The following is a 15043-nucleotide window of genomic DNA, read 5'->3' as shown; positions in this document are numbered from 1 at the left end:
CCGCGATGCTTAAGTCAATGAGAAAGCATGGCACTACGCTGGCGGTTTTCGCGGCGGTGACCACAGGTTTGACCGCGGTGGTGAACGGCCTGACGCAGAAAACCATCGCGCATCAGGCGGCGCTGCAGCAGAAAGCGCTGCTCGATCAGGTAGTGCCGCCGGAAAACTACGACAACGACATGCAAACCGAGTGCTTCCTGGTCAGCAACCCGGCATTGGGCAACGACGCGCCGCATCGCCTGTACCTGGCGCGCAAGAACGGCCAGCCGAGCGCCGCCGCGCTGGAAACCACCGCGCCGGATGGTTACTCCGGCGCGATTCAGCTGCTGGTCGGCGCCGATTTCAGCGGCACGGTGCTGGGCACCCGGGTTATCTCGCACCACGAAACCCCGGGCCTGGGCGACAAAATCGAACTGCGTATTTCCGACTGGATTTCCTTCTTCAGCGGCAAGAAAATTGAAGGCCCGGACGATAAACGCTGGGCGGTGAAGAAAGACGGCGGTATGTTCGATCAATTCACCGGCGCCACCATCACCCCGCGCGCGGTAGTGAATGCAGTGCGCCGCACGGCGTTGTATATGGAAACGCTGCCGCCTAAACTTGATAACCTGCCTGCCTGTGGAGCCAGCGAATGAGTAGTGAAGCCAAAGAATTGATCGTCCAGGGGTTGTGGAAGAACAACTCCGCCCTGGTGCAGCTGCTGGGGATGTGCCCCCTGCTGGCCGTGACCTCCACCGTGACCAATGCGCTCGGCCTGGGGCTGGCCACCACCCTGGTGCTGACGCTGACCAACGCCTCCATCTCGGCGGTGCGCCGCTGGGTGCCAAGCGAAGTGCGCATCCCGATTTACGTGATGATTATCGCGGCGGTAGTGAGCATCGTACAGATGCTGATCAACGCCTATGCCTTCGGCCTGTATCAGTCGCTGGGGATCTTTATTCCCCTGATCGTCACCAACTGCATCGTGGTTGGGCGCGCCGAAGCGGTAGCCGCCAGGAAGCCTGTCGGCCTGTCGGCGCTGGATGGCCTGGCCATCGGTCTCGGCGCTACCGGCGTGATGGTGACGCTGGGCTCGATGCGTGAACTGCTGGGCAACGGCACGCTGTTCGACGGCGCCGACATGCTGCTGGGCAGCTGGGCCAAGGTGCTGCGCATCGAAGTGGTGCACTTCGACAGCCCCTTCCTGCTGGCGATGCTGCCACCGGGCGCCTTTATCGGCCTGGGCCTGCTGCTGGCGGTGAAATACCTGATTGACGAGAAAATGAAGGCGCGCAAGAGTCAGGCTCTGGCCGTCGAACCGACGTTGACACAAGGACGCGCAGAGAAAGCCTGATGAATAAGCAGAAGCGACTGGAAATTCTGACCCGGCTGCGGGACAACAACCCGCATCCGACAACCGAGCTGGTGTACAGCACCCCATTCGAACTGCTGATTGCGGTGCTGCTCTCCGCGCAGGCCACCGACGTCAGCGTCAACAAAGCGACCGCCAGGCTCTATCCGGTCGCCAACACCCCCGCCGCCATGCTGGCGTTGGGCGTTGACGGCGTAAAGGAATACATCAAGACCATCGGCTTGTTCAACAGCAAGGCCGAAAACGTGATTAAAACCTGCCGCATGCTGCTGGAGCTGCACGGCGGCGAGGTGCCCGAAGACCGCGCTGCGCTGGAGGCGCTGCCGGGCGTAGGACGCAAAACCGCCAACGTGGTGCTCAACACCGCCTTTGGCTGGCCGACCATCGCCGTAGACACCCATATCTTCCGGGTGTGCAACCGCACTCGCTTCGCACCGGGAAAGAACGTCGATCTGGTCGAGGAGCAGCTGCTGAAAGTGGTTCCCCCCGAGTTCAAGGTCGACTGCCACCACTGGCTGATCCTGCACGGGCGCTATACCTGCATCGCGCGTAAGCCGCGCTGCGGCTCCTGCATTATCGAAGACCTGTGCGAGTTTAAAGAGAAGGTGTATCCCGACGCCTGATGCCTGCAGGGCGCCTCCCCGCGCCCGCCGTTAACCTCCTCGCTCTGCGGCTTATTTTTTATCAGAAATGTGATATTGCGCAGCAGTAACCCCGGTGTTATCGAGGATTTCAGCGAAAAACCCATCCCAACGTTAATTTCAAGCGGAAAATTAGTTAAAAATTGCGGTAAACATCACGCTTTCGGGATCACATTGCGTTTACAAATGCCAGCCTCATTTTCTTAAATTTCTATAATTTTACAAAACACCCCATATGCACAACAATCCAATGGATTATTCACCACCACTACCGAGATGAACCAAAAAACAGCAAATCAGCAGAATATACACCTGTTTAAATTCCGTATAGCTTTTAATCAAGATAAAAAATCGGCAAAGCATACAAACTCAAAAGTTAATACTGCATAACATTTGCAACATCGCTGCATAATCCCGCCAGCGATATATGTAACCGAATATGACAAACGGCTTGCCTCGTTGACAAAGATAGTGAACATTAACCGCCGTCATTCCATCCTATAACAACGCAGAAGGATGCAGTTCCGCATCACCTTTTGCACTTTCCCGTCTGCTTGAGTCGGGCTGCGAAAAAACAGAGGTACCAGTGTCAACAGCAAACAACAACAGCAAACAACCGGAAAGCGTGAGTCTCAACGCCTTCAAACAGCCTAAGGCGTTCTACCTGATCTTCTCGATCGAACTCTGGGAGCGCTTCGGTTACTACGGCCTGCAAGGCATCATGGCGGTTTACCTGGTCAAGATGCTTGGCCTGAGCGAAGCCGACTCCATTACCCTGTTCTCCTCCTTCAGTGCGCTGGTGTACGGCTTTGTCGCCATCGGCGGCTGGCTGGGCGACAAAGTGCTGGGGTCCAAGCGCGTGATCGTGCTGGGCGCGCTGGTGCTGGCCGCCGGTTACGCGATGGTGGCCTACTCCGGCCACGAGATCTTCTGGGTTTATCTGGGCATGGCGACCATCGCCGTGGGCAGCGGCCTGTTCAAGGCCAACCCATCCTCGCTGCTGTCGACCTGCTACGAGAAAGACGACCCGCGCCTCGATGGCGCCTTCACCATGTACTATATGTCGGTGAACATCGGTTCCTTCTTCTCTATGCTGGCCACCCCGTGGCTGGCGGCGAAATACGGCTGGAGCGTCGCCTTCTCTCTGAGCGTGGTGGGCATGCTGATCACCCTGGTCAACTTTATGTTCTGCCACAAATGGGTGAAAAAGCACGGCTCCAAACCGGACTTCAAACCGCTGCACCTGCCGAAGCTGCTGATGGTGCTGGTTGGCGTGGTGGCGCTGATCGCGGTTTCCAGCTGGTTGCTGCACAACCAGGTGATTGCCCGCTGGGCGCTGGCGATCATCTCGGCCGGCATCGTTATCGTGTTCGCCAAAGAGACCTTTGCGTTGCACGGCGCCGCACGCCGCAAGATGATTGTCGCTTTCCTGCTGATGCTGGAAGCGGTGGTATTCTTCGTGCTGTACAGCCAGATGCCTACCTCCCTGAACTTCTTCGCCATCCACAACGTGGAACACAGCATCCTCGGCGTGGCGTTCGAGCCTGAGCAGTACCAGGCGCTGAACCCGTTCTGGATCATGCTGGCCAGCCCGATTCTGGCCGCGCTGTACAACAAGATGGGCGACCGCCTGCCAATGCCGCACAAGTTCGCGTTCGGCATGATCCTGTGCTCTTGCGCCTTCCTGGTGCTGCCGTGGGGCGCCAGCTTCGCCAACGAACAGGGCATCGTCTCCGTTAACTGGCTGATCCTGAGCTATGCGCTGCAGAGCATCGGTGAGCTGATGATCTCGGGCCTGGGCCTGGCGATGGTGGCGCAGCTGGTGCCGCAGCGCCTGATGGGCTTCATCATGGGTTCATGGTTCCTGACCACCGCCGCCGCCGCGCTGATCGCCGGTAAAGTCGCCGGCCTGACCGCAGTGCCGAGCGACATCAGCGACGCGCACGCTTCGCTGGCCATCTACAGCCACGTGTTTATGCAAATCGGTATCGCTACCGCGGTGATCGCCATCCTGATGATGCTGACTGCGCCGAAGCTGTACCGCATGACCCTGGATAACGCTGAAGATACCCAGAAGAAAGCGCAGGCCGCCGCCACGGCCCACTGATTGCCGGCAGGCTAGCTACGCATTATAAAAAAACCGGGGCAAAGCCCCGGTTTTTTTATGGCAGGAAAAATAGCTGACGCCTTAGGCCGGCTTGCGGCTCAGCTGAGCCCACATGAATTCGCTGACCAGCGCACTATGGAAGGCCGCCTGTTGCTTGTCGGCCGCCGCGCTGTGCCCGCCCTCGGTATTCTCGTAGAAATACACCTGCTGATAACCCATCTGCTGCATGCGCGCCGCCATCTTGCGCGCATGCGCCGGGTTGACCCGATCGTCGCTGGTGGCGGTATAGAACAGCACCGGCGGATAAGCCACCTGCGGCTTGATATTGTGATACGGCGAAAAGGCCTTGATGTAGGCCCACTGCTCCGGTTTGGACGGATCGCCATATTCGGCGATCCAGGAGGCGCCGGCGGAAAGCTGAGTATAGCGCTGCATGTCCAGCAGCGGCACCTCACAGACGATGCAGCCGAACAGCTGCGGATACTGCGTCAACATATTGCCGACCAGCAGGCCGCCGTTGCTGCCGCCGCGGGCGCCCAGGTGCTGTGACGACGTCACTTTTCGCGCAATCAGATCTTCCCCCACCGCCGCGAAATCCTCGTAGGCGCGTTGACGATCCTGCTTGAGCGCCGCCTGGTGCCAGGCCGGGCCATATTCCCCCCCGCCGCGGATATTGGCCACCACGTATACCCCGCCGCGCTCCAGCCAGGCCGGCGCCTTGCTGCCCATATAGCCCGGCAGCAACGACACTTCAAAGCCGCCGTAGCCGTACAGCAGCGTCGGGTTGCCGCCATCCAGTTTGAGATCTTTCGCCGCAATCTGGAAATACGGCACCCGGGTGCCGTCTTTGGAACGGGCAAAATGCTGGCTGACCTGGTAGCCGCTGGCGTCGAAGTCCTGCGGCCCCTGCTTGAGCAGCTCCGCTTCGCCGCCGTCGAGATTGCCCATGTACAGCGAGGTCGGCTGCAGGAAGCCGCTGATGGTCAGGAAATAATCGTTGGTTTCCTCATCTATGCCGCCGGCGGAAATGGTGCTGATGCCGCCCGGGTTGCCCAGTGGCCGCCGCTGCCAGCCGTCGCCTTGCGGCGTCAGAACCTCCAGACGGTTCACCACGTTGTCCATGATGCTGAGGATCAGGCTCCCGCGCGTGCCGCTGTAGCCGCTCAACGCCATCTGGGCCGTTGGCGTGAACAGCACCTGCAGCTCGCGCTTGCCCGCCAAATAGTCGTCGAAATGCGCCGCCAGCAGCGCGCCGGAAGGATAGCTTTTGCCGCCCACCTGCCAGTCGCTGCTCAGTTTGATCAACAGCCATTCGCGATGGGTGTTGAACTCGGCGTCTGCCGGGATATCAATCTTGATTTTTTGATCCTGCGGCGTCAGCAGGAAGTATTCGCGGCGGTAGAAATCCAGGTTGCGGCCCACGTAGTCGCGTTCAAAGCCCGGCGTGCGATCGTGATAGGCGAATACCGCCATATCTTCCGGCTGCGCCTCATACAGCGTCTCGGCGGCGCTCAGCGGCGTGCCGCGCCGCCAGCGCTTGGCGATGCGCGCATAACCGGACTGGGTCATCGAGCCGGGCCCGAAATCAGTGGCGACGTACAGCGTATCCCGATCGACCCACGCCGCCTGGCTTTTGGCCGCAGGCAGCGTAAAACCGCCCTTGACGAAGGTTTTGGCGGTCAGATCGAATTCACGGATTTCGGTGGCGTCCCCGCCGTCCGGCGACAGCTGGATCAGGCAATAGCGGTATTCCGGCGCCAGCGGCTGCGATCCCTGGAATACCCAGTCCTTGCCCTCCGCTTTGCCCAACGCGTCGATGTCCAGCACCGTTTCCCAGGCCGGCTTGGCCTTGCGGTACTCTTGCAGCGTGGTGCGGCGCAGCAGGCCGCGCGGATTGGCCTGATCCTGCCAGAAATTGTAGTAATAATCGCCGCGTTTGCTGACCCAGGGGATCTGAGTGTCTTTATTGAGGATATCCAGCACCTGCCGTTCCAAGCGGTGGAAACCGTCGCCCTGCGCAAAACGCGTGACGGTGCGCTGGTTTTCCTGCTGCACCCACTGCTGGGCGGCCTTGCCCTGCAGCTCTTCCAGCCACAGGAATTCATCGCTGGCGGCGCTGCCGCCCTCTGCCGCCATCGCCAGGCGGATACTGTTAGGTAATGAAGTCATCGCGAATACGGCTCCTGCGGTTTGCGCACTGAGTTTAATAAACTGGCGTCGATTGCTGACCGGCAAATCAAGCTCCTTTTGAACATGAATAAGAGGCATTTTCAACAAGGTAGGCGTTTGGCGGCGCAGAGTCAAAGGCTGCGCCCTGCGCGTTGAGTCAGGATTGAGGATAGTGGATAAGATCGTGAATGCGCACCGTTTCCTGGCCGGCATTGCGGTAAGCGTGCGGGCAATCGGCCTGAAAGCGCAGCGCCTCACCGGCGCCCAGGCTGTGCCACTGGCCGTCAACCGCCAGCTCTAACCGGCCGCTGATGACGATCACATGTTCGATCACCCCCGGCTCGTGGGCCGACGATTCGCTGAGCGCCCCCGGCGCCAGATCGATGACGAACATGTCGAAGCCCAGCTGCCTGTCGAACGGGAACAGCGGCACCACGCGCATCGCGGCATTATGCTGATTAAACACCGGCAGATCGCCATAGCGGTGCAGCGTGGCCTGCTGTTGCAGCGGCGAAGCCTCGAGAAAGGCAGAAAACGCCACGTTAAAGCCGGTGGCGATCTTCCACAGCGTCGCCACCGTCGGGCTGGACTCGCCGCGTTCTATCTGCCCGAGCATCGCCTTGCTGACGCCGGTGTTCTCCGCCGCCTGCGTCAGGCTCCAGCCGCGTTGGGCGCGCAGCGCGCGTAGGGTGTGCGCCAGATGGCCGGCAAGTTCTTGCATCGTTTTCTCCGCAGCGGTTTGGCGCCGATTATAACCACTTGTGCGCTATAACGCACGATGCTATGCTGATTTTCACTGTGCGTTATAACGCACATTGTTACCGGAGCCCGCCATGCGTCCTGCCCTTGCTTTGCGTCATCTGACCCTGCCCGCCGTCATGGCCGGCTTCGTGGCCGTATTGGTGGGTTACACCAGCTCGGCGGCCATCATCTTTCAGGCCGCCGCCGCCGCTGGCGCCACCCCGCTGCAAATCGGCGGCTGGCTCAGCATGCTGGGGCTGGGCATGGGCGTTACCTCCATCGGGCTTTCGCTGTATTACCGCACGCCGATCCTCACCGCCTGGTCGACGCCCGGCGCGGCGCTGCTGGTCACCAGCCTGCCCGGCACGCCGATCAACGAGGCCGTCGGGGTGTTTGTCTTTGCTGCCGGCTTGATCCTGCTGTGCGGCGTCACCGGCCTGTTCGCCCGGCTGATGGACCACATACCGCAGGCGATATCGGCGGCGATGCTGGCGGGCATACTGTTGCGGTTCGGCCTCGACGCCTTCGCTTCGCTGCAGGTGAACTTCACCCTCAGCGCCGCTATGGGGCTGGTGTATCTGCTTGGCCGCCGCTATCTGGCGCGTTATACCATCGTGCTGACCTTATTGGCCGGCTTGGCGATCGCCGCGCTGCAGGGCAATATTCATCTCGCCCAACAGCCGCTGGCGTTCGCCTCGCCGGCGTTTATCGCCCCGCACTTCAGCTGGCCGACGCTGCTGGGCATTGGCGTGCCGTTTTTCGTGGTCACCATGGCTTCGCAAAACGCCCCCGGCATCGCCACGCTGAAGGCGGCCGGCTACAGCGTGCCCACTTCTCCGTTGATCGCCTGGACGGCGTTGGCCGCCCTGCTGCTGGCGCCGTTCGGTGGTTTTTCAGTGTGCATCGCCGCCATCACCGCCGCCATCTGCATGGGGCCGGACGTCAACCCCGATCCGCAGCGCCGCTATATGGGCGCTGTCGCCGCCGGGGGGTTCTATCTGCTGGCCGGGTTGTTCGGCGGGATGATCGGCATGCTGTTCGGCGCGCTGCCGCCGGCGCTTATCCACTGCATCGCCGGCCTGGCGCTGCTCGGCACCATCGGCGGCAGCCTGCAGCGCGCGCTGCACGATGAAAAGCAGCGCGACGCCGCCCTGATTGCCTTTCTGATCACCGCCTCCGGGGTGACGCTATTGGGCGTGGGCTCGGCCTTCTGGGGCATTGTCGGCGGCGCCATCGCCCATCTGCTGCTTTCGCTGCCGCGGCGCAATGCGGGCTGAAGGCGTCAGGCCAGCAGCTTCAGCTTGCCGGTGAGTTTGCGCACGGCTTTCTTTTCCCCCGCCAGCGCCACCCCCAGCAAACGCCACTGGTGGCTGGGCCTGGCCGCCACGCTGGCGCGAAAGGCCGCATAGTCGGTAGTTTGCTGGCCATCCAGTGGAAACAGGATGCGATCCAGCTGCGCCGCCTGCGGCTGGTGCAGCAACTCGCTCAGCTCCTGTTCGCCGGCGGCCAGCACGCTGATGCCGATCGGGATCAGCCCCGGCCAACGCAAACCATCGCTGTCTTCCAGCATGTCGCCGACCAGCGCCGGGTGGCGCTGCCCCAGCGTCAGCGCCAGCACCGCCGCTGCGTTGGCCATATTGCCCAGAGGCAAATCCCGATTGATGACGATGACGCAGCGTTCCGCTTTGAACGCGGCAGGCAAATCAGAGTGCATGATGTTCTTCCTGTCTTTGAATGGGCCGTTGAGCATAACCAAGCACCGCGGCTTATTCTGGAAGCTTTGTGCAAAGATTGCGGTAGTGAGCCGGCGTTAGCCTGTAGGCGCGCTGAAACCAGCGCCCCAGATGGCTTTGATCGGCGAACCCCACCCGGGCCGCCACCTCTACCGGCCTGCCGCCGGCGGCCAATAAGCGGCGCGCCTGCGCCAGCCGCAACTGCACCAGGTAGGCATGGGGCGGCAGCCCGTAGGTTTGGCGAAACAGTCGAGTGATACGAAAACGATCGAGGCCGGTCAGCGCCACCAGCGACTCCATGCGAATGTCCTGCTGACTATTGGCATGCAGATAATCCCGAATGCGCTGCGCCTGGTAAGGCGAGGTTTCATGCACCGGCCTCCGCCGCCAGTGCAGATGACACGTCAGACCGCACAGCAGACCGTCCAGCGCATGCTGGCGCTGCAATGCTCCCAGCTGCGGCTGTTGCAGTTGGCTAAAGGCGCGCATCGTCGCCTGCGCCAACAGCCGATCGTCGGACAGCGTGGCGGCGAAGCTCAGCTGATAGCTGTCCGGCACCTGGGAAAACAGCTGGCGCAGCTGCTCATCCAGCCACCCTGGGCTGATATACAACATCTGGTAGGTAAAGCCCTCTTCGGCCGGCGCATCACCGTCATGCACCTCACCCGGCTCGAGCAAAAATACCTGCCCGGGGGTGCTGCGATGCCGCCGTCGACGACAGTGAAACTGCTGGACGCCCTGTTCCGTTACGCCCACCAGATAATCATCGTGCCAGTGCGGATCGTAAGCGTGCTGATGCCCGCCAAAATGGGCGCGGATCAGTTCAATACCGGTAGGCGGGTCTTTTTTCAATGCGATCCAACTGCCCATATTCACCCCGTGACAGCTTCTTGGCAGATTATCTAAGCAGACAAATAATGCCATGTCTGGAACAAATGTGCGCCCCGGTTTGACAAGGACGCCGTCGCCGCCTTGACTTTCCTATGCCAGCCGGCCCACAGCACATTTTAGAGAGGCAAAATGACCCCTATTGAACAATGGGCGCAGGTCGATCGTTATATCGTCGACTGCCTGGTTGAACAGGACGATCCCCTGCTGCAGGCACTGGACGCCAACAGCGCCGCAGGGCTACCGGACCACGACGTGGCGCCGAATCAGGGTAAGCTGCTGCAGCTGTTTGCCCGCATGGTTAACGCCAGACGCATACTGGAAATCGGCACCCTTGGCGGGTACAGCACCATCTGGTTGGCCCGCGCCTTGCCGCCAGACGGAACGCTGGTGACGCTGGAGGCCAATGAGCGGCACGCGGCGGTGGCCCGGCGCAATGTGGCCAACGCCGGCCTGAGCGCCCAGGTGGCGCTGCGGGTAGGGCCCGCACTCCTCAGTTTGCCTCAGCTGCAGGCCGAGGCCCCGTTCGACCTGATATTTATCGACGCCGACAAGCCCGGTAACCCGGACTACCTGCAGTGGGCGCTGAGGCTATCGCGCCCCGGCACGGCGATCGTCGGCGATAACGTGGTACGCAACGGTGCGGTGACCGATGCCGCCAGCAAGGACGCCAGCGTGCAGGGGGTGCGGCGCTTCTTCGACATGATGGCGCAAGAACCGCGCCTCAGCGCCACCGCCCTGCAAACGGTGGGCAGCAAGGGATGGGACGGATTTTCCCTCGCCATCGTCAACTATTAGGTGACATTGTCACGAGGGAGCTTATGAACGAACAAGCCACACTGCTCGCCCAACGCCTGATCCGCAACGTTGATCGGGTAGAAAAACATCGCGACCAGCGGCCACCGCTGTATGACAGCCTCGGCGCCCGGCTGGGCACCGGCACCGCCGCCAGCAAGCTGGGCGCCTCCATCGACCTGCTGGCGCCGGGCATGCGCGCCTGCCCCTATCATTTTCACTATGCGCAGGAGGAGATGTTTATCATTCTGGAGGGCAGCGGCACGCTGCGGGTGGCGGGCGAGATGCTGCCGATTGTCGCCGGCGATATCATTTTTATTCCGCCGGGGCCGGACTATCCGCATCAGATTATCAACACCTCTGATGCGCCGCTGAAGTACCTGTCGGTCAGCACGCGCGAACAGCCGGAGCTGGTGGAATACCCCGACTCGGGCAAGTTTCAGGCGATCGCGGCAGGCGGCGACGGGCAGCAGGTACGCTACCTGCAGCGCCCTTCAGCCTCGCTCGATTACTGGCAGGATGAACCCTGAGTCGCCGCCCGGCAGCGCCAGGCCCAGCGCGCGCGCCGCCAGCTCTGCCACGCGAAAATCGATGTCGGCCGCTTCGCCGTCCTCCATAAACCAGGCGGCGGAAAGCCCCGCCCAGGCCAGGATCCACTGCAACAGGCGGCGGCGATCCAAACCGGCCAGCCGGCAGACCTGTTGCACCCGGCGGTGGAAAATGTCCGGATCGGTGGCCACGCCGTAATTGGGGTTACAGAAAATATTGGCGTAATCGAAGCCGCGCTCACCGCTCAGCCGTTTGGGGTCTATCGCCAGCCAGCCGCGTTCGCCGAAATCCAGCACGTTATCATGGTGAATATCGCCGTGCAGCACGCCTTCCTCTCGCGGGCTGGTGAGCAACTCGGCCGCCGCAGTGGCGCTGAGGCGCAGCATGCCGCCATGCGCCTGCGCCGCCGGCCACAGCGAGCTGAACCACTGATGCAAGGGGATCAGCTCCGGCGGCCGCTGCGCGCGCGGCGCATGCAGGCCGGCGATCACCCGGCACAGGATCTCCGTGGCCTGTTCATCCGCGCCGTCACGCACCAACTGCGCCAGCGAACCTTCACCCTGAGCGCGCTCGAGCAAAATGCCGTCTTCATGCCACGCCAACACCTGCGCGGCACCCTCGCCCTGCCACCAGCACATCAGCAGGCCGCCGAACTTTTCTTCCTGTTCGCGGGCGATTTTCAGCATCGCGGCGCCGCCCCGATAGCGCACCGGCATTAACAGGCTGCTGTGGGTCTCAAAGGCTTTACCGTCCGGCTCCAGCCGCCAGCGTTGCATATAGGGAACAAATAGCGGGTTCATCGCCCAGGCGTCCTTATTGCGGTGATACGCCGCCTCTTTATCCGTTGCGTGAAAGATGCGGCATATGGAAATAAATGTTAGTGATACTATTAGATATCAATAGATCACAGCGTTTTCCCGATGTTTACGCCGGTATCCTAACCAAGTTTGCCGATTTTTTTAATAAATCTCGCGAGGGGTTTTATCATGACGTCATTAAAACGCATTAATTATCCGCAGTTGCCCACCCCGGGCGGGCCCTATGTGCACGCGGTGCGCCACGGCAGTCTGCTGTACGTTTCGGGCCTGACGGCGTTCGCCACCGAGGCTCAGGGCCAGACGGCGCAGCAGCAGGCCCAGGCAATCCTGGAACAGCTGGCGACCATCGCCGCGGCCGAAGGCACCAACCTCAAGTCGCTGATCAAGATTAGCGTGTTTTTAACCGATATCGCCGACCTGCCGGCGATCCGGCCGGTGCTGTTTGATTACTTTGACGGCGCGCTGCCGGCCTGTTCTTTGATGGCGGTCAGCGCGTTGTTTTCTCCCCAGGTCAACGTGGAGATAGAGGCGGTGATGGCGGTGTAATGCGCGGGGCTACAGTGAACCTTGGTCCAGCCGGCAGGGGCCGATTTTGAACCAGGCCTTGGCAATCCGCCCCTGATCCACCTCGTAAATGGCGATCACGTCCATTTTGCCGCGCCCCTGCGGGAAATTGCGCGTCACCACTTCCTGATCGACCACCATATTGCCCACCACCATGCGTTTCACCTTCTCACCGTACAGGCTCGGCTCTTTGAAGCGAGCGACGTGGCGTTCGCGGATCGCCGCCTTGCCGCCGGCCAGCAGCGTATCCGGGTGCTCATAGTACTGCGCATCTTCCGCCCAGCAGGCGATAAACGCCTCGATATCACGGGCGTTATAGGCGTCCAGCTGCCGCTGAACCACATCTTCCGGACGAATCGTTTTACCGTTCATAACATCCTCCAGGCGAGGTTAAAGGGAAGAAATACCGCCGCACGCATCAGGATCGGTGATGGTAACCAGGCTTTGCTGCATCTTGATGACAAGGGTGCCGGCATACAGTCGTAAATTTGAATAAAAAACCACAAATAACGAATAAATAACCTATCACGCTTCAAGGTTAATTCAAGATGACGTGCGCGAAATTTGGGCGTCGGGCCTGCGGGGACAAAAACAATGCGACGGCGTGCGTTACCCTTTGCGGCGCTTGCCAGGATTCTGCTAATTTAGCGGTAAGAAAACTCTTGCCGATGGACTGCTATGCAACAAAAGCCGGTGCTGCACGAAGCCAGACAGTTAAAGCGACTTAACGCCGCCACGCGACGCCAATCCCATATGTACAAATGGATTGCGTTGATCGCTGCGCTGGATGCGGTGCTGGTGTTTTGGTATGACCGGGATATGCGCAACGTCACCTTCTCAGGCTCGGTCGCGCTGGTATGCGGCTATTTATGGATCCGCGATCGCAACAAGGCCCGCGGCTATCGGCGCGAGTACGACCGCAAATTCGGCAAGCACAGCGGCGGTTAAGCCTGCATCGCCTCCAACACCTTGGCGCTGTCGACAATCTGTACGAACTTGACTATCTTGCCATCACGCAGCGTATAAATATGCGCAAAGGACGCGCTGAATGATTTGCCGGTCGCCTTGTAAGTGCCATGGTAAAAACCCTGGGCGATAACGTGTTCGCCGGCGTCGTAGAAATGGTCGACATCGGCGCGATAGCCCTGCCACTCGGTTCCCAAACGCTGATGCACATTTTTGATGATCGCTTCCGGGCCAATGTAAGTGCCGGCATAGGGGAACCCGGCGGCTTCGGTCCATTCCGCATCGGGCGCCAGCGCCGCCAGCAGGTTGCGGCCATTTTCCTCGGAGCTGCCTTCATAGGTCGCACGTACGATCTCAAGATGGGTTGGCATGTCTTTTCTCCTGTGGCTGAAAGGGGGTATTCCGGCCAAGCCCCCACAGACACAGGGCTAACACCCAGCGGGGACGACCGGAATCAGACCATTGTAGGTTGCTTAATTCGCGACAAAAACCGTAATTATGGCAATAGTCAATTGCAATAGGGTAAACAATCCCCTGCTTCGGCGGCATGTTACCGGTATTTGCGGCTGCTATGATTATTGACGATTTCCCGCTATCAGGAGCAAAACGTGCATTTATCTCCCCTTTCTCCGGCGCTGCTGCTGCCGTTCGCCCCCTACCGGGAGCTGGCGCAGGCGCTGTTGCCGCTGACCTTAAGCTCCGATGACGGCTCGCACGACGTGGCGCATCTGCACCGGGTGTGGAAGAACTGCCGCCAAATCGGCGAACAGGAAGGCGGCGATCGCCGCATTCTCTGCGCCGCCGTGCTGCTGCATGACTGCGTGGCCGTCGAGAAGAATTCGCCGCAGCGCCACCTGGCCTCGCGCATGGCGGCGCAAAAGGCGTCGCTGACCCTGGAGCAGATGGGCTGGGCGGCGCACGACATCGCCCAAGTGGCGCACGCCATCGAAGCGCACAGTTTCTCCGCCGCCATCCCGCCGAAAACGCTGGAAGCGAAGATCCTGCAGGACGCCGATCGCCTCGACGCCATCGGCATGATTGGCGTAGCGCGCTGCTTTTACATTGGCGGCCGCATGCGCAGCGCGCTGTACGATGCCGCCGATCCGCTGGCGCAGCAGCGTCAGTATGACGACAAACGCTTCACCCTCGATCATTTCGAAACCAAGCTATTCAAACTGCAGGAGGGATTCCAGACCGCCGCCGGCCGCCGGCTGGCGCAGCAACGCACCGAGCGTATGCGGCATTTTCGCGACGCGCTGCTGGAAGAAATGTGACGCGCTGTTACCGCCGTTGCATCTTCAGTCACATAAATCCGCTACACTGGCGGCCAACGTTACCGAACGGGCTGCAAAGATGAAAAAACTGACGCTGAAAGAAATGACGGAAAGCGAGCAACGTGAAGTAAAAACCGAACTGGACAAGGCGCGCAAGCTGCACGGGCGCCCGCTGACCAACGCCGAGCAGAACAAGGTCAAAGATGAAGTGATAACACGCATCATGGCCGCCAGGGAAAAAATCGCCAAGGCAGTGCGCGCCGAACGCAAGGCCAACCGGGTCAAACCGAGCGGCGAAACCTTCAGCTGGTCCGCCTCGATCAGCACGCGTCCCCCGCGCTAATCGCCATCATAATCCCCGCCGCGGCGGGGATTTTCATTTATTAGATAAACTCATCCGCCCCAGGCAATCATGAATAACAATGTTATCAATCTGTTGTAAATTGA

At 60.6% G+C, this 15043-nt stretch carries 18 protein-coding genes; 11 read left to right on the top strand and 7 right to left on the bottom strand.

The window, feature by feature from the left end; translation table 11 throughout:
- Positions 1 to 5 precede the first annotated feature (5 nt).
- The 4 genes from rsxG (at position 6) to dtpA (ending at position 4099) form a co-directional block, all read left to right on the top strand.
- Positions 6 to 635, top strand: coding sequence for an electron transport complex subunit RsxG (gene rsxG, locus KHA73_RS11400; RefSeq protein WP_234590965.1), 630 nt, complete (start codon positions 6 to 8; stop codon positions 633 to 635).
- Complete coding sequence (locus KHA73_RS11395) at positions 632 to 1333, top strand: electron transport complex subunit E (protein ID WP_234590964.1); 702 nt, start codon at positions 632 to 634, stop codon at positions 1331 to 1333. The genes rsxG and KHA73_RS11395 overlap by 4 nt, the downstream gene beginning before the upstream one ends.
- A complete protein-coding gene (nth, locus tag KHA73_RS11390; protein ID WP_234590963.1) occupies positions 1333 to 1974 on the top strand; it encodes an endonuclease III in 642 nt (213 codons plus the stop codon). The genes KHA73_RS11395 and nth overlap by 1 nt, the downstream gene beginning before the upstream one ends.
- 604 nt (positions 1975 to 2578) lie before the next feature.
- Entirely contained in the window at positions 2579 to 4099 is a 1521-nt protein-coding gene (dtpA, locus tag KHA73_RS11385; RefSeq protein ID WP_234590961.1) for a dipeptide/tripeptide permease DtpA, read from the top strand.
- Positions 4100 to 4180: 81 nt separating this feature from the next.
- Here the strand turns inward: dtpA and KHA73_RS11380 are convergent, their stop codons facing one another.
- Both KHA73_RS11380 and KHA73_RS11375 read right to left on the bottom strand, forming a co-directional pair.
- Positions 4181 to 6268: a prolyl oligopeptidase family serine peptidase gene (locus tag KHA73_RS11380; RefSeq protein WP_234590959.1), complete on the bottom strand. Its 2088-nt coding sequence runs from the start codon at positions 6266 to 6268 to the stop codon at positions 4181 to 4183.
- A gap of 157 nt (positions 6269 to 6425) precedes the next feature.
- Positions 6426 to 6989, bottom strand: coding sequence for a helix-turn-helix domain-containing protein (locus KHA73_RS11375; protein ID WP_234590957.1), 564 nt, complete (start codon positions 6987 to 6989; stop codon positions 6426 to 6428).
- Positions 6990 to 7101: 112 nt separating this feature from the next.
- Here KHA73_RS11375 and KHA73_RS11370 point away from each other — a divergent pair, with 112 nt between their 5' ends.
- Positions 7102 to 8286, top strand: a complete 1185-nt coding sequence (locus KHA73_RS11370; protein ID WP_234590956.1) for a benzoate/H(+) symporter BenE family transporter — start codon at positions 7102 to 7104, stop codon at positions 8284 to 8286.
- Positions 8287 to 8291: 5 nt separating this feature from the next.
- Here the strand turns inward: KHA73_RS11370 and KHA73_RS11365 are convergent, their stop codons facing one another.
- Positions 8292 to 8723 carry a DUF2000 domain-containing protein gene (locus KHA73_RS11365; protein WP_234590954.1) on the bottom strand — a complete coding sequence of 144 codons (432 nt, stop codon included), beginning with the start codon at positions 8721 to 8723 and terminating at the stop codon, positions 8292 to 8294.
- Between the two features lie 52 nt (positions 8724 to 8775).
- The gene (locus KHA73_RS11360; protein WP_234590952.1) at positions 8776 to 9612 is read right to left on the bottom strand and encodes an AraC family transcriptional regulator; all 837 of its coding nucleotides are present in this window, start codon (positions 9610 to 9612) and stop codon (positions 8776 to 8778) included.
- Between the two features lie 150 nt (positions 9613 to 9762).
- Here KHA73_RS11360 and KHA73_RS11355 point away from each other — a divergent pair, with 150 nt between their 5' ends.
- Complete coding sequence (locus KHA73_RS11355) at positions 9763 to 10428, top strand: O-methyltransferase (RefSeq protein ID WP_234590951.1); 666 nt, start codon at positions 9763 to 9765, stop codon at positions 10426 to 10428.
- Between the two features lie 23 nt (positions 10429 to 10451).
- Positions 10452 to 10955 carry a cupin domain-containing protein gene (locus KHA73_RS11350; RefSeq protein WP_234590949.1) on the top strand — a complete coding sequence of 168 codons (504 nt, stop codon included), beginning with the start codon at positions 10452 to 10454 and terminating at the stop codon, positions 10953 to 10955.
- On the opposite strand, the gene KHA73_RS11345 is transcribed toward KHA73_RS11350, so the two are convergent.
- Complete coding sequence (locus tag KHA73_RS11345) at positions 10920 to 11774, bottom strand: aminoglycoside phosphotransferase family protein (protein ID WP_234590947.1); 855 nt, start codon at positions 11772 to 11774, stop codon at positions 10920 to 10922. The genes KHA73_RS11350 and KHA73_RS11345 overlap by 36 nt on opposite strands.
- A gap of 186 nt (positions 11775 to 11960) precedes the next feature.
- Between KHA73_RS11345 and KHA73_RS11340 the strand changes: the two genes are divergently transcribed.
- Positions 11961 to 12338: a RidA family protein gene (locus KHA73_RS11340; protein ID WP_234590945.1), complete on the top strand. Its 378-nt coding sequence runs from the start codon at positions 11961 to 11963 to the stop codon at positions 12336 to 12338.
- Between the two features lie 9 nt (positions 12339 to 12347).
- Here KHA73_RS11340 and KHA73_RS11335 read toward each other — a convergent pair whose 3' ends face one another.
- Positions 12348 to 12728, bottom strand: coding sequence for a nuclear transport factor 2 family protein (locus KHA73_RS11335; protein ID WP_234590944.1), 381 nt, complete (start codon positions 12726 to 12728; stop codon positions 12348 to 12350).
- Between the two features lie 306 nt (positions 12729 to 13034).
- On the opposite strand from KHA73_RS11335, the gene KHA73_RS11330 reads away from it, so the two are divergent.
- The gene (locus KHA73_RS11330; protein WP_234590943.1) at positions 13035 to 13304 is read left to right on the top strand and encodes a hypothetical protein; all 270 of its coding nucleotides are present in this window, start codon (positions 13035 to 13037) and stop codon (positions 13302 to 13304) included.
- Here KHA73_RS11330 and KHA73_RS11325 read toward each other — a convergent pair.
- Positions 13301 to 13693, bottom strand: a complete 393-nt coding sequence (locus tag KHA73_RS11325; RefSeq protein ID WP_234590942.1) for a nuclear transport factor 2 family protein — start codon at positions 13691 to 13693, stop codon at positions 13301 to 13303. The two genes, KHA73_RS11330 and KHA73_RS11325, sit on opposite strands and share 4 nt — an antisense overlap.
- A gap of 237 nt (positions 13694 to 13930) precedes the next feature.
- Between KHA73_RS11325 and KHA73_RS11320 the strand changes: the two genes are divergently transcribed.
- Positions 13931 to 14596 (top strand): HD domain-containing protein, encoded by a 666-nt coding sequence (locus KHA73_RS11320; RefSeq protein ID WP_234590941.1) that lies wholly within the window; start codon positions 13931 to 13933, stop codon positions 14594 to 14596.
- A gap of 79 nt (positions 14597 to 14675) precedes the next feature.
- Positions 14676 to 14939 carry a DUF3811 domain-containing protein gene (locus KHA73_RS11315; protein ID WP_234590940.1) on the top strand — a complete coding sequence of 88 codons (264 nt, stop codon included), beginning with the start codon at positions 14676 to 14678 and terminating at the stop codon, positions 14937 to 14939.
- Positions 14940 to 15043: the final 104 nt, after the last annotated feature.

It is taken from the genome of Serratia entomophila (assembly GCF_021462285.1).
GTDB classification, from domain to species: Bacteria; Pseudomonadota; Gammaproteobacteria; order Enterobacterales; family Enterobacteriaceae; genus Serratia; species Serratia entomophila.
Note: the sequence above shows the minus strand (reverse complement) of the source record. Positions and strands in the feature narration are given on the sequence as shown.